This is a genomic window from Brenneria sp. L3-3C-1 (assembly GCF_016456245.1).
GTDB lineage: Bacteria > Pseudomonadota > Gammaproteobacteria > Enterobacterales > Enterobacteriaceae > Brenneria.
Genome location: NZ_JAEMHF010000002.1, coordinates 39423 through 53649 on the forward strand (window position 1 = coordinate 39423; position 14227 = coordinate 53649).

Here is a 14227-nt window from a genome sequence, read left to right on the forward strand (position 1 = left end):
AAAGCTCCATTATATAATCACCGTTACTTGGCAGGCCGTCCCTTTCTACAGGTAACTTGATGATTTATATCATAGCGGAGGAGATCAGATTCAATCCCGATGATTGTACCCTGGTAAACCATCAAGACGATGATTTTATTAAACTTAGCATCCCCGCCTGCCGTTTGCTCGAACAGTTGCTGCTCTCCGGCGGAGAAACCCTGACCCGGGAATATCTGCTGACCGAGGTATGGGACAAATACGGCCTGCGCGGCACCAATAGCAATCTCAACCAATATATCAGCATCCTGCGCCGCGCTCTGGCCGGCTATGGCTGTGAAAATCTGATCGTCACCATTCCCAAAATTGGTTTTCGTCTGAACACCGATATCCCCATCCATCGCGATGACGCTGCGCCGCCTTTATCCCTGGAGCAACCGCTGCCCGTGGAGGAAACGCCACCCGTCGAACAGGCGCCGTCCGCAGTTCAGCCCCCCGAAACACCGGCGAATCCGGCACAAAATGGCAGCAACAACAAAAGAAAAACCTGGTTTCTGATTTTGTGCGTCGGCTTTAGTCTGCTGTTAGTGGGATTGCTGCTTCTCCAGTTCCGGGATCCCCTGGAAGAGCGGGAGATCGAGCCGGTGAATGATGTGTTGCAGGGAGATTGCAACGTCACCTATCTCAAAAACATGGATAGCAAAGATCGGGAAGCGATCGATAAACAGATCGTAAAAATTCTTGATGAGAATAAATTACAGTGCGGCAAAAACCGAAAAATCATTTTCGATAATTATACGTCCTATTCCACACAAAGTTATGGCCGCACCATGTTGTCATTTTGTCAACTGGGGATAAAAAATGACATTATCTCCTGCGATAATTTTTATTATTACGACTGGAGATAACGTTGAAAAAATTCAGCCGCCATACGGTCATCGCCATCGGTATTCTGTCGCTGCTGATTGTGCTATTTGCCGTGCTTTTTTCCAGTCAGCACACTATCTGGCCATTTAAGTGTTCGGCCTTTACCCGCTATAACCTGTCACAGGATGATAATCATCTGGAGTTTTATCTTGCACAGGATCTGCGCTTTCAGGACAAAAATTCAGGCTATTTTTTACTGAACGGCCGCGCTATCCATAATGAAAATATCACGGTTCTCAACCGTACACTCCATCTGGGACAAGGAGGGAAAATCGATAGCGATACCTTCCGATACCAGATCAACGACATTGTGGCCTCGCCAACGGATAACACCCCGGATGCGCTATTCAATCAGTTGCTCGCGGAATTAATCATCGATAATAGGACGCTGCAACTGGATGTGATTCCCATTCAGGACAAATCCTATCTGATTGGCGGCCCGATTTCTTACCTTTTCACCTGTACCACCTATTAAACGCCCGTTGCGTTGCGGCAACGGGAAACGATCTCAATCGGGAATAATGCCTCGTATGCGCGCTGCCGAGCATACGAGGCAAGCGTCAGCAAATACTGTCGGCGATAAATAACTGACGCGGCGCCCGGGTTAAACGGGCGTATCCCTGCCCGGTAATGGCAATGGTCTCGCTGAAAGCCAGCCCCTCGGCATAAATATACATATGAAATACCATGTCCGGTTTGAGACGCCACTCCGCGTTGGGTAAAAAGACGCGGCTGAAATCGCTGGTATGAGGCGTAGATTGCGAATAATACCCCAATGTATATCCGGTAATATTGACATAATCTTCCCGCAGGCCGGCCGCCAGCACGGCATCGCGGGCCAACGCGTCAATATCTTTCGCCAGCGCGCCTGGCCGCATGGCGGCAAACTGCGCGTCCTGAATCTTGATTAGCTGTTCCGCTATCTCCTGTTGTCGTTGCGATGCCCGTCCGACGATCGCCGGGCGCATCAATCGGGCGTGGTAGCCATGCAGAATTGGCAACAGCTCCATATGGACAATATCCCCCGTCGCCAGCGGCCGATCGTGCAGATTACCGTGCAAAAAACTGTTCCCGACGCCGCTGGTGATAATGCCGTAGCGGGAGGAATCCAACCCGTTTTGCATAAACACCTGATGGACGATAGCCGCCGCATCACGTTCGGTCTTGCCTACGCCCAGCCCGGAGACCGCGGCGGACAAAGCGATATCGCCCACCCGCGCGGCTGCGGAAATATAGTCAATCTCCCGTGGCGTTTTGCACTCCCGCAGCCGTTCCAGTACCCCGGAAAAATCGCGGAAAGGCTGGGTGGCAAGACGGCGTTGCAGGCGATTAAAACGGTTCAACGTCATACAGTAAGAATCAAAATCGACGCCGATTTTCAGTTGCTCCCAGCCACGCCGCACGATGGTGTCGACGACCACGTCGATAGGATCTTGCCAGTCGGCAAAAGTCACGGTATCCGTTATCCAACTGTTTTCCTGAAAAGTATGCTCATCCATCGCACGGAATACCATCACCGGTTCACCTTCTAGCGGTAATAAACAGGCGCGGTACATATTTTCGGAAATGCCGAATCCGGTCAGATAAAATAAAAATTCCGTTTGGTCGATCAATAATAGATCGACGTCTTTGGCGCGCATATGAGAACGCGTCTGTTCGACGCGCTGATGATATTCTTCTAATGAAAAAATCAAATTTTGATGACTATTCATTTTTATTCCTTCAAAAAACTCACAATATTGCTATCGTTTTCTTGTTATTAAGTTAGCGGTCAGCAACGTGACAATGGTAATCAGAACCAGCAATACGCTCACCGCCGCAATAGTCGGATCGAGCTGGAACTGTACGCTGTTCCATATGCGCACCGATAGCGTTTGCGCTTCATTGCCAGCCATAAACATCGCAATCAATAACTCATCAAAAGAGCTGAGAAACGCGAAAATCGCCGCCGATATCATGCCCGGGGCGGCGAGTGGAAAGGTAATACGCCGAAACACGGCAAAGCTGCCGGCGCCAAGGCTCATCGCCGCATACTCAAGCTGGCGGTCTATTCCCTGTAAAGTGGAGGAAATAATAATCGTCGCCACAGGTAATGAAATTATCGTATGACCAATAATAATCGCGCTGATGCTATTAAATATATCCACAGCGGAAAAGAAAAATAACAATGAGAGCGCCGATATAATATTAGGAACGATCATCGGCAGTAATACCAACACATAGATAATTTTCTTACCGGTAAAACGAAAGCGAACCAATGCCATCGCCATAAATAGGCTTAATATCATCGCCAGTAGCGTCGCCATCATAGCGATACGGAAACTCAGCCATAGCGAATCCAGCCAGCCCGTATCGGTCAGCACCTTTTCCATCCAGCGCAGGGAAAATCCGCCAGGCGGAAAAGTCAGATAGGCCGACTGACTAAACGCCAGCGGGAAAATAATCATGATGGGCAACGCCAGAAATAACAGCACCAGTATCGCCATAATCAGCGAAAACAGCCCCGGTTTGATGGTACTCATTGTTTTGCCTCGAACAAGCGATCTAACCCGATCAGCCGCTGATAAAGCCAGAATAGCAATAACGTACAGACCAGCAATACCGATGACAGCGCAGCGCCGAATCCCCAGTCGAAATAAGTTTCTATTTGGCTTTCAATCACCATCGAAATCATTGTCTGCTGCGGGCCGCCCATCAGCGCAGGCGTAATAAAGAACCCCAGAGACAAAATGAACACCAGCAACCCGCCGGCCGCCACGCCAGGCAAAGAGAGAGGAACGACGATCCGCCAAAAGGCCCGGCGACGGGAAGCCCCCAGGCTTTCCGCGGCGCTCAGCAATCCCAGGTCAATTCCGCGCATTACGCTGTATAGCGCCAGAATCATATAAGGCAGCAGAATATAGGTCATACCGATCAACACGCCCGTTGAGGAATACATCAGCTTAAGCGGTTCGCTGATTAACCCGGTGGTGATTAAAAGCTGGTTGATAATACCTTCGCTCCCCAATAACACCATCCAGGCATAAGTGCGTACCAGCACACTGGTGAAATAAGGAATAATCACCACAATCAGCAAGATATTCGCCGTACGGGGTTGCAGCCTTGCCAGAAACCAGGCCAAAGGATAACCTAGCAGCAAGGTGCTTAACGTCACTAACAGGGAAATACGCAGGGTGATCCACAGCACATTCAACCAAACAGGCTCATGGATAATCCGCAGGTAGTGCATCCAGGTAAAATCCGGGCTATAGACGCTGACGCTAAGCATTTTTATCAACGGATAAATAAAAAATATCAGCAGCGCCAGCAACGACGGCGCCAGCAGCAGCCAGGGCTTCCAATGCCGCCGGGCCGGTATCGGTGAACTCATGCGCCTTGTTCTCCGGCAATAAACCACAGGCTTTCCGGCCGCCAGCCGAGAGAAATCGTCATCCCGGGGGTTATCGCCCTTTCCAGATCGATATTCTGAGTCTGAACCAGCAGCGCCGTGCCATCATTAAGCCGCACGGTCACTTTCACCGTATGTCCCAGATACAACACTTCACTGACCACCGCGTTGACCGCCAGCCGCCCCGCCGCCGCCAGACGAATCTTCTCCGGGCGCAACACTGCGGATACACGCTGTCCGCCGGACAGATGCCTGACTCCCCGCCCGCGGACCCGTTCGCCGCTATCCAGCCTGACGTCATAGCCCGCGGCATCAACCCCATCGATATACCCGCCAATGAAATTGGACTGGCCGATAAATTCGGCGACCCAGCGGTTTTCCGGCCGCTCGTACAAAGATTGCGGGGTGTCGATTTGCGCAATCCGTCCATCCTGCATAACCGCCACCCGATCGGAAAGCGTGAGCGCTTCTTCCTGATCGTGGGTGACAAACAGAACCGTCGCTCCGCATGATGTATGCAGGCGTTTTAATTCCAGTTGCATATACTCGCGAAGTTTTTTATCCAGCGCCCCCAGCGGTTCGTCCATCAACAGCGCCTGAGGTTCGAAAATCAATGCTCTGGCCAGGGCGATCCGCTGTTGCTGCCCGCCGGATAACTCATCGGGCAGCCGCTGACTTTTATCGGACAACTGCACCATGTCCAGGGCATCGGCCACTTTCCGCCGGATGACTTTCCCCGACACGCCGCGCATTTCCAACGGAAATGCCAGGTTGCGGAACACCGAGAGATGCGGGAATAAGGCGTAATTCTGGAACACCACCCCCAGATCCCGTTTGGCGGGCGGTAAATCCGTCACATTCTTGCCGCCGATCAGGATCCGACCGGCGGTCGGCGCCGTAAACCCTCCGACCATCATCAGCGTGGTGGTTTTCCCCGACCCGCTGGCGCCCAGCAGCGTAACGAACTCCCCCGGTTCGACCTTCAGATTCAGATTATCCACCGCGGCCGTCTGACCAAAACGCCGGGTCAACCCTTCCAGACGAAGCTCCGCCCCCGCCTTCACCTGGCGGGAACGAAGTAACAAATTAGCGCCACTCATTAAGCCTGACCCAGGATCCACGGTTGCCAGACCTTGCCCACCTGTTCCAGATTTTCCGACCACCACTGCGCATCCTGCACAAAAGTATGTGAAAAATATGCCGGGTTCGAGGGCAGCTTCATCCGATCTTCCGGCCGCACAAAGTCGAAGGCTTTTTTATTCGTCGGGCCATAGGCGATATACTGGGTCAGCTTGGCCTGAACCTCCGGCTGCAAGGCGAAATCAATCAGCAACTGCGCATTTTCAGGGTTCGGCGCGCCTTTAACCACGCTCCAATATTGCACCTGCTGTTTAGCCTGATTCCACTCGATCGCCAGCGGCGCTCCCTGATCGATTAACGCCTGCGCCCTGCCGTTCCAGATAGCGCCGACTACCGCATCTTTGCGTTCCAGTAACTGCGCGGAAACCGCGCCGGTGTCCCACCATTTTGAAACATAAGGTTTGATTTTGCTTAAAGAGGCAAACGCGCGCTCGATATCGACAGGGTAGATCTGCGATTTATCCACACCGTCAGCCAACAACGCAAACTCCAAATCAATCCCGCCGGACCGCATATCCGCCAACGTTCGGGCGCCGGGAAACTGCCTGGCGTCCCAAAATTCCGCCCAGCTTTTAGGGTGCGATTCTGCGCTAAAAACATCGGTGTTGTAGGCGATAACGGTGGCGAACAAAAGGTTGCCGACCATATTCGGGTGGCGAAGTTCCGGCAGAATGTCATTCGGATCACAGAATTTCATTGCCGAGTAATTGATGGGAGCTAATATGCCGGCTTTATCCAGATTAAACTGAATAATATCGCCTAAATCCAGAACATCGATGCTTACCCGCCCAGCTTTTACCATTGCCAATATTTGCGAGGCTGTTGTCGTTATAACTTTGACATTAACGCCGGTTGCCGCCGTAAAAGGCTTATAAATAGCGGTATCCATTGCTTCCTGATAAGCGCCGCCTAATCCCCGGACAATCACTTCCTGATTTCCTTTGGCGAATGCCGCAGGAACTGAAAAAGCGCCAAGCGCCACGCCTGCGCTAATAATGGAGCTTTGTTTTATTAACCGGCGACGTACGGTATCAATACTTTCCACTGCTGATTCCTGACCGGTGGAAAGTCTGTCTTCATTTTTATTACTCATACTCATTGTCCTTTGATAACAGATAACGAAAACCACTCCATTCTGGTATAAATAATATATTAACAACAAATATTACTTTTTATTTAATCTTTTATTTATAAGTGTTTCCCTGGTGTTGTCATTTTTCCAATGACCAAGCAATTCCCAAACTTTATCCGACTCTTGTAGTTTTCCTCTTACATTTTCCGTATTTCGCACCACCATTTGTGACATTAGCCAATCAGCTATAATCAACGTTCCGATCTGTGACCACCAGGCTACCTGCGACGTACTGTGGGCGACATAAAGCGCCTCATTAGATTCGTTAGCTAATGGAGATGAAGGTCGATCGGTCACCGCGACGATATAGGCCCCACGAAGGCGAGCAAGATGCATCATTTCAATGGTATAAGGAATATAGCGTTCATACCCGATGCCGATAAAGACATCTTCCTCACTCACATGCCTTATACGGTCGGCGATGTCGCCCACGCCAATATTGAACACTTCCGCATTTTTCAGCACATTGAGCTGCATTGCCAGATAGACGGCCATGGCGTGGGTGGTGCCATGCGCCGTAACCCATATACGCCTGGCCGACACCAATTTATCGGCGATACGAACAATGGTTTCCGGTTGATTTAAGGCCGCGGTTTGCTCTATTAACAAACTGCCATTTGCAAATACCTGTTCTTTTAATTCAGTATCGCTTGATGACATCGGAGCCCATTGGAATACACCGCTTAAGCCCGTTTTTTCAATCAACGCCTCGCCCAGATCTTCACGCAGATGCGTATAACCACGGTAGCCTAATGCACGAGAAAACCGGATTATCGCCGCATCGCTCACATTTATCGCCCCCGCTAACTGCTTGGCCGTCATGAACGCCACTCGTTCCTTATTCCTTTCGATATAACGAGCAATAAGCTGCTGTGCCGGCGTCAGACTTGAAAAACGTTCACCGACCAGACTTGTGAAATTCATATACACCCCAATAATTTCGTGACTACAGTAAAATGCAAACATGTTGTGTTTGCAACAATAAAATTCATTTTTTTAAAACTGACATGCAAAAACAATGCAAATCAGACGGATATATTTAAATCAATTGCTACAGCAATAAGAAATAAACATATCAGACACATATATAGGCTGTTAATAGTTTCATTTACATGATAGCTATCATTCCATAAAAATATAAAATAGATAATATAGTTCATTATTATCTATTCCTCCTGTTAACAGGCGAAAACAAAGGCAGATTCTGTCAAAATGTAGATGAATCGCGAGGTGAGACGGAAAAAAGATCGCACTTTTTCCCGTCGATAGAGAGGTAAGTAATATACCGAGCTATCCGCCGCAGGTTTCAGTTATGCCGGCAGGACAATATGGCTGTCCGCCAACTGCCCCATATTATTGTGCATCGCACAGGCGGCATCGATCAGATGCATGGCGATGGCCGCGCCGCTGCCTTCGCCAAGCCGCATGCCCAATTGCAAATAAGGCTCCAGTTGTAAATGGCGCATAGCAATCATCGCGCCCTTTTCCGCCGAGAGATGGGAAGGGATCAGATAATCACGCGCCTGCGGCGCGATACGGCAGACGGCCAGCGCCGACGCATAGGAAAGAAAGCCGTCCAGCACCACGGGTAGCCCAGCGGCCGCGGCCCCCAGCATGACGCCGGCCATGCCCGCCAGATCGAAACCGCCGACTTTAGCCAGTACGTCCACGCCGTCATGGGCGTCGGGTTGGTTAAACGCGATGGCTTCACGCACCACGGCCACTTTATGATCTAACCGTTCGCTGGGGAAGTTGGCGCCGATACCGACGACCTGATGCGGGTCGCTATCGGTTAATACGCTGACCAGCGCGGCGGCGGGGGTGGTATTCGCCATCCCCAACTCACCGACGCCAAATACCCGGACTCCCTCAGACGCCTGCCGCATGGTCAGCCGCGCGCAGTCGAGCAGCAAACCTTCGGCCTGTTGGCGCGTCATGGCCGCTTCACGGCGAATGTTTCCGCTACCGCGCCGAACCTTCATGTTCAACACGCCGGGCAAGGGATCGCTGTCGATGCCGACATCGACAATTTTCACCTCGGTGCCGGCATTGGCGGCCAGTACGCAAACGCCGGTAATCCCTTTTACCATATTGGCGGCCTGAATCGCCGTCACCGCGCGCGGGGAAATCGCCACCCCCTCGTCATAGACGCCGTGATCGGCCGCCATCACGATAATCTGCTTGCGGGCGACCTGATGGCCGGCTAGACCGCGCATGCCGGCAAGCTGGATTGCCAGCGTTTCCAGTCGGCCAAGGCTGCCTGTCGGCTTCAACAAGCCGTCAATCCTGACGGCGGTATGCTGCATGGCGGCCTTATCAAGCGGAGCAATGGATTCCACCAGCGATGAGAGTGTTTGCGGTAAGTGTATTTGCATCATGTTGTTCTCGTTATTAAACGCTTAGCCAACGCGCCCGATGATTAAATGCCTTCAGCGTGACAAAGCCATCCTGAATATCCAGCACGCTGTAGGCGTCTTGATCGAAATGAAAATGCCACATCGCGGAGGGTGGCATCGCCAACAGCGTCGCCAGCAATAAACTCAACACCCCCTGATGCGCGACGATCAGTTGATTATGTTTAGTGTTCTGCGTCAGTAATGTCTGAGCGAAATTTTCCACTCGCGCCGCAAACGCAGGAAAGGCCTCTCCGCCTGTCGGGCTGGCCTGCTGCCAGTCCGCTACCCAGGCGGCCCAACCTTCGGCATCCTCATGCTGCAAGTCGCGGTGATGGCGCATTTCCCAGTCGCCAAAATGCATTTCATTCAGGCAGGGATCGGCAACTGCCGTTATTCCCCGGGCGGCCAGCACAATTTCCGCCGTCTGCTTCGCCCGCCATAACGCGCTGCTGACGGCGGACGAAAAGACAACATCGGCCAGCCAGCCGGCCGTCTGCCGAGCCTGCGCCACGCCGTTTTCCGTCAGACCGACATCGGTTGAACCACAAAAAACGCCGCTGAGATTGGCCTCAGTCTGTCCGTGCCTGACCAGAAACAACCGCATATTTTTCCCTTATCTTTCGTCTTATCTTCACCACCTGCCGCCAATGCTTCACAGCAGAGCCAGTAAAAACGCCAGTTCGCCGATTTCCGCCGCCGCGCCAAGCGTATCGCCGGTTTGCCCGCCCAAACGACGGCGCAGGTAAGCGCCCAGCAGCCAGATAAGCATCAGGGTGACGCCAAACGCCAACAGCGCCGGCCCCTGCCCCAGCAGCCCCGCCAGCAAAACGCCGCCGCACAGCGTCGCCAGCGTTTGCCGCCCGCTAACCCGGCCGATATACAGATTGCCCAGCCCGTTGCCCTCACGGGCATAGCGCTGACGATACATCAGCAGCACAATGGCCGTGCGGCCGGTCACCGAAGCCGCCGTCAGCATCGTCAGCATCGATGTGCCGCGCAACGCCAGCTCACTGACCACCAGCACTTTGGCGATCACAATAAAAATCAGCGCCAGCCCGCCATTGGTGCCAAGTCGGCTGTCGCGCATAATTTCCAGCATTTTTTCGCGCGTTCGGGCGGAAAACACGCCGTCACAGGTATCCGCCAACCCATCCAGATGAAAGGCGCCGGTAATCAGCGCCAGCGCCAACACATAGGCTAATGCCGCCAACGGCACGCCGCTCCACGGCGCAACCGCAACAAACACCGCGCCGGCAATTCCCCCCACGATCAGGCCGATAAACGGAAAGCCGATGATGCCCCGCACGTACTGCTGCATATCCAGCCCCTGCGTCCAGCGCGCCGGCACGGGAATACGGGTCATAAATTGCAACGTGGCGAGAAACAGACGCAGACTCATTTGATTTTTACCTCAATGCCCGACACCACCAGATAAACCGATTCCGCCGCCGCGGCCAGCCGCTGGTTAACGCGCCCGGCGATATCCCGGAAGTGCCGCGCCAGACGATTTTCCGGCACAATGCCCATGCCCAATTCGTTGGTGACCAGATAGATCGGCGCGGCGCTATATGAGCAGGCGGCGATCAATTCGTCGATCTGCTGCCCGATAGCGGCCTCAATCGCCGGGAAATCCATCTGTTCAGGCGATGTGTCCCCCGCCTGCTCGAATAGCACATTGGTTATCATGGTGGTGATGCATTCGAGGATCACCGCTTCATCCTCGGCCACCTGATGCGCGATCACCGCCCCCAGATCGCGATAGCCTTCCCAGGTGCGCCAGTGGGCCGGACGGCCCTGCTGATGCCGCCGCACCCGCTCGGCCATCTCATCGTCGGTCACCACCGACGTGGCGATATACAGCACCCGATCGCGGCATCGCGCCGCCAGTTTCTCCGCCAACGCGCTTTTACCGCTGCGCGCACCGCCAGTAATTAAAATCACCTTCAACTCCTGTTCTGGATACGCGACTTGTCGCCCTCGGATTGCAGACACCGATATATCGCCGCGATATCAATATGCTCGCGCATCGCCGCCGCCAGGATATCGAACTGCCGCTGTTTGTGAGCGGCATAATCAACCACCTCGCCGTCAAATGCGGCCAGACCTTTACGCTGGCGCAGCGAATCCAGCAAGGCGCGGGTAAACCCGCCGTTATCAAACAGACCGTGAATATAGCTGCCGATCACGCTGCCGTCCGCGTTAATCGCCCCGTCGTGTCGGGTAATCGGCTGACCGTTACTGTGCGTCAAGGTGATAAATGGCGCGGCCTGCCCGCCAAGACGCGATGTTCCCATGTGGATTTCATAACCGCTAATCGGCATCGCCGATCCGGTTATCGCCATGCCCGGCAGCGACGGCTGACAGCGTCCGCTGACGCGCGTGGTGGTTTTTTCCGCTGCGAACTCGGTTTCGATATCCAGCAACCCCAGCCCATCCATCTGCGCAAGCCCCGATTCCACGCCATCAATAATCCGTCTGCCCAGCATCTGATAGCCGCCGCAAATACCGATAATCGGCACACCGGCCTGATGCCTCGACCGCAACGCATCGCCCAGCCCGTTTTGTTGCAGCCACTGCAAATCACCCAGCGTATTTTTACTGCCGGGCAGGATAATCAAATCCGCCCCTGCCAGCGCCGACGGCCGCGTGACGTAGCGCAAGCGCACATCCGGCTGGCAAGCCAGGGCGTTGAAATCGGTAAAGTTGGCGATGTGCGGCAGCCGCACCACCGCAATATCCAGCGCTTTCGCCACCTCCCTATCGTATTTTCCGCTTTGCAGCGCCACGCCGTCTTCGTCTTCCAATTCGATATTCAACCACGGCATAACGCCAATCACCGGCACGCCGGTCAGCGCTTCGATCTGCGCCAGCCCCGGTTCGAGCAAGGCGACATCGCCGCGAAACTTATTGATGATCACGCCTTTCACCCGCGCTTTCTCTTCAGGACGCAATAGCGCCAACGTGCCATAGATGGCGGCAAATACGCCGCCACGATCGATATCCGCCACCAGCAGCACCGGCGCATCGGCCATTGCCGCCATGCCCATATTGACGATATCCCGATCGCGCAGGTTGATTTCCGCCGGACTGCCGGCCCCTTCCAGCACCATGACGTCATATTCGCCGGCCAGGCTGTGGTAGACCGCGTGAATTTGCTGCTGTAACCGCGGTTTATACTGATGATACTCAACGGCATCCATATTGCAGGCCACTTTGCCCATCAGCACCACCTGGGACTTACGATCGCTGGTCGGCTTAAGCAACACCGGATTCATACGCACATCCGGCTCGATCCCGGCGGCCTCCGCCTGAAATATCTGCGCCCGTCCCATCTCTTCGCCGTGCGGCGTAATACCGGAATTCAGCGCCATATTCTGCGATTTAAACGGCGCGCAGCGATAACCATCCTGCATAAAAATCCGGCACAGTCCGGCGACCAGAACGCTTTTACCCACGTCCGACGCCGTTCCCTGAATCATGATGGACAGACTCATGCGACTTCTCCTCTGCCCCGCTCACGCAGCAAGGCAAACAGCTGTTGTTCCGTTTTACACAGCGGCAAGCCCAGTTCACTGTGCAGCTTGATTAACCACGGCTGCGCCAGTCCCGCCTCATTTAGCTGCTCTCGGCGCAAAAAAACCTCGGCGGCGGCGCCTTCGCTAATCAGCCGCCCGTGAGACAGCACGTACAGGTAATCGCAAACCGTGTAGATTAAATCGATATCGTGGCTGGAGATGATGACCCGCTTTCCCTGGGCGACGATGCGCTCAATAATGGCAATCATCTGTTCACGACCGGACGGATCCAGCCCGGCGGTGGGTTCGTCCAGCAGCAGGTATTCCGCTTCCATCACCAGCGCCCCGGCAATGGCGACGCGCTTTTTCTGCCCGTGGCTGAGGTACTGAATCGGCTTATGCCGGAATCCCTGCGCGTCCACCAGCGTTAACGCCCGATCGACCCGCTGGGCGATGAGGGTTTCATCCATACCGAGATTGCGCAGACTGAAAGCAATGTCGCTGTCGATATCGGTATAAAAAATCTGTTGCTCCGGATCCTGAAACACCGTGGCAACCTGCTGGCGCAGCCGGCGTAGCCCGGCCTTGCCGTAATCAATAGGCTGCCCGTTCCAGCGCACCTCGCCCGTTTGCGGGCGTAAAAGGCCGGTCAGATTCATAAACAGCGTGGATTTACCGCAGCCGTTCGCCCCGATCACGCCCGTGACCGGGTGCCGGCTGAAATCCAGCGTCAGATCGCGCAGGATCGGCTCATCCTGATAGCGAAAACTCAATCGTCGGGTCGCTAACATGCTTGACCTCTTTTCACAGATGAAAATCTCCCTGATAGAGTTTGATATCCAACGATGTCACCATCTGCTGATAGCGGGTCATGACCCGCATAAACAGCATGCCAATCAGCATCGACAACGAACGATAGCTGTTACCCAGCGAGGTGTAGCCAAAACGCAGCGATTGAGCGCGCTGGATAGCCACCGCCTCATCAAGAAAAATAAAGATAAACCGCCAGGTCAGCAAAATTTGCTCGGTCAGCACTTGCGGCACGCGACAGCGTTGCAGTATCTGAATCAGCTGCGGAAATGGCGTATTCAGCACGAACCAAAAGGTGGCCGACAGCGCCGCCAGACTGCGCCAGAACGTCTGATTCGCCGCGCTCAGCCCCTGCGGATCCACGCCCAGCCAGAACCGCCCCAGCGGCAGACTCCACAATAGGGTTTCCGGCTGGCGGGACACCGATAGCACAATCGCGACCAGCCCCACCAGCAGAAAGCCCAGCGGCACCGCCAGCCATTTCAGATAGCGAACCGGGCCGACGCGCAGCAGCCAGCAGGTCAACACGGCGATAAACCCCAGCAGCAGCGCCTGATACAGCGGCGGGCAGCTCATCGCCAGCAGCAAAAACAGGCCGTAAAGCGCCAGTTTGCGCATGGGATCAACCTGCCGCCAGCGGCTTTGATAACTCAGCTTGTCAATGCCCAGCATGATCGCTGCGCTTGCCGCGGTAATAGCCCAGAATGTAAAAGATCACCGCCGCGCCTAACGATCCTTGCAGCGTAAACAGTAAGCTTTCAATTTCACCGCTGGCCGGTTCATACAGCGGCTGGAACCAGGGTTGATAGTCCGGCGCGGTTTGCGTAATCAACGTTTCCGCCTCACCGTCCGACCCTCCGTATTCGCCGCCGTGATCGATAAAAAACGGCAGCAGCACCAGCGCGATCACCATCGCCAGCAGAATAAGATTCTTTTTCAT

16 protein-coding genes are annotated in these 14227 nt (G+C 54.1%); 2 read left to right on the top strand and 14 right to left on the bottom strand.

Translation table 11 applies throughout. The features are described from left to right. The first annotated feature begins 59 nt into the window (after positions 1-59). Positions 60-887, top strand: a complete 828-nt coding sequence (locus JG725_RS06565; RefSeq protein WP_172289976.1) for a winged helix-turn-helix domain-containing protein — start codon at positions 60-62, stop codon at positions 885-887. Between the two features lie 2 nt (positions 888-889). Further along, entirely contained in the window at positions 890-1381 is a 492-nt protein-coding gene (locus tag JG725_RS06570; RefSeq protein WP_216660445.1) for a FidL-like protein, read from the top strand. An 85-nt stretch (positions 1382-1466) separates the two neighbouring features. Here the strand turns inward: JG725_RS06570 and JG725_RS06575 are convergent, their stop codons facing one another. From JG725_RS06575 to JG725_RS06640, 14 genes are all read right to left on the bottom strand, one after another. Further along, complete coding sequence (locus JG725_RS06575; protein WP_172289975.1) at positions 1467-2618, bottom strand: Xaa-Pro peptidase family protein; 1152 nt, start codon at positions 2616-2618, stop codon at positions 1467-1469. A 30-nt stretch (positions 2619-2648) separates the two neighbouring features. Next, positions 2649-3428 (bottom strand): ABC transporter permease, encoded by a 780-nt coding sequence (locus JG725_RS06580; protein WP_172289974.1) that lies wholly within the window; start codon positions 3426-3428, stop codon positions 2649-2651. After that, positions 3425-4276 (bottom strand): ABC transporter permease, encoded by an 852-nt coding sequence (locus tag JG725_RS06585; protein WP_199377293.1) that lies wholly within the window; start codon positions 4274-4276, stop codon positions 3425-3427. Before JG725_RS06585 ends, JG725_RS06580 begins: the two co-directional genes overlap by 4 nt. Then, the gene (locus tag JG725_RS06590; RefSeq protein ID WP_172289972.1) at positions 4273-5394 is read right to left on the bottom strand and encodes an ABC transporter ATP-binding protein; all 1122 of its coding nucleotides are present in this window, start codon (positions 5392-5394) and stop codon (positions 4273-4275) included. Before JG725_RS06590 ends, JG725_RS06585 begins: the two co-directional genes overlap by 4 nt. Beyond that, complete coding sequence (locus tag JG725_RS06595) at positions 5394-6527, bottom strand: ABC transporter substrate-binding protein (protein WP_172289971.1); 1134 nt, start codon at positions 6525-6527, stop codon at positions 5394-5396. The genes JG725_RS06590 and JG725_RS06595 overlap by 1 nt, the downstream gene beginning before the upstream one ends. A gap of 72 nt (positions 6528-6599) precedes the next feature. After that, positions 6600-7490 (bottom strand): MurR/RpiR family transcriptional regulator, encoded by an 891-nt coding sequence (locus JG725_RS06600; RefSeq protein ID WP_172289970.1) that lies wholly within the window; start codon positions 7488-7490, stop codon positions 6600-6602. A 386-nt stretch (positions 7491-7876) separates the two neighbouring features. Further along, positions 7877-8941 carry a nicotinate-nucleotide--dimethylbenzimidazole phosphoribosyltransferase gene (gene cobT, locus JG725_RS06605; protein WP_172290032.1) on the bottom strand — a complete coding sequence of 355 codons (1065 nt, stop codon included), beginning with the start codon at positions 8939-8941 and terminating at the stop codon, positions 7877-7879. A 16-nt stretch (positions 8942-8957) separates the two neighbouring features. After that, the gene (locus tag JG725_RS06610; protein ID WP_199377295.1) at positions 8958-9566 is read right to left on the bottom strand and encodes an adenosylcobalamin/alpha-ribazole phosphatase; all 609 of its coding nucleotides are present in this window, start codon (positions 9564-9566) and stop codon (positions 8958-8960) included. 48 nt (positions 9567-9614) lie between these two features. Beyond that, positions 9615-10361: an adenosylcobinamide-GDP ribazoletransferase gene (cobS, locus tag JG725_RS06615; protein ID WP_199377297.1), complete on the bottom strand. Its 747-nt coding sequence runs from the start codon at positions 10359-10361 to the stop codon at positions 9615-9617. After that, positions 10358-10903 (bottom strand): bifunctional adenosylcobinamide kinase/adenosylcobinamide-phosphate guanylyltransferase, encoded by a 546-nt coding sequence (cobU, locus tag JG725_RS06620; protein WP_199377299.1) that lies wholly within the window; start codon positions 10901-10903, stop codon positions 10358-10360. The genes cobS and cobU overlap by 4 nt, the downstream gene beginning before the upstream one ends. Before the next feature lie 2 nt (positions 10904-10905). After that, positions 10906-12456 (bottom strand): cobyric acid synthase, encoded by a 1551-nt coding sequence (locus JG725_RS06625; protein ID WP_199377300.1) that lies wholly within the window; start codon positions 12454-12456, stop codon positions 10906-10908. Then, complete coding sequence (locus JG725_RS06630; protein WP_199377302.1) at positions 12453-13268, bottom strand: ATP-binding cassette domain-containing protein; 816 nt, start codon at positions 13266-13268, stop codon at positions 12453-12455. The genes JG725_RS06625 and JG725_RS06630 overlap by 4 nt, the downstream gene beginning before the upstream one ends. Before the next feature lie 13 nt (positions 13269-13281). Beyond that, complete coding sequence (locus tag JG725_RS06635; RefSeq protein ID WP_172289964.1) at positions 13282-13959, bottom strand: energy-coupling factor ABC transporter transmembrane protein; 678 nt, start codon at positions 13957-13959, stop codon at positions 13282-13284. Beyond that, entirely contained in the window at positions 13946-14227 is a 282-nt protein-coding gene (locus tag JG725_RS06640) for an energy-coupling factor ABC transporter substrate-binding protein (RefSeq protein ID WP_172289963.1), read from the bottom strand. The genes JG725_RS06635 and JG725_RS06640 overlap by 14 nt, the downstream gene beginning before the upstream one ends.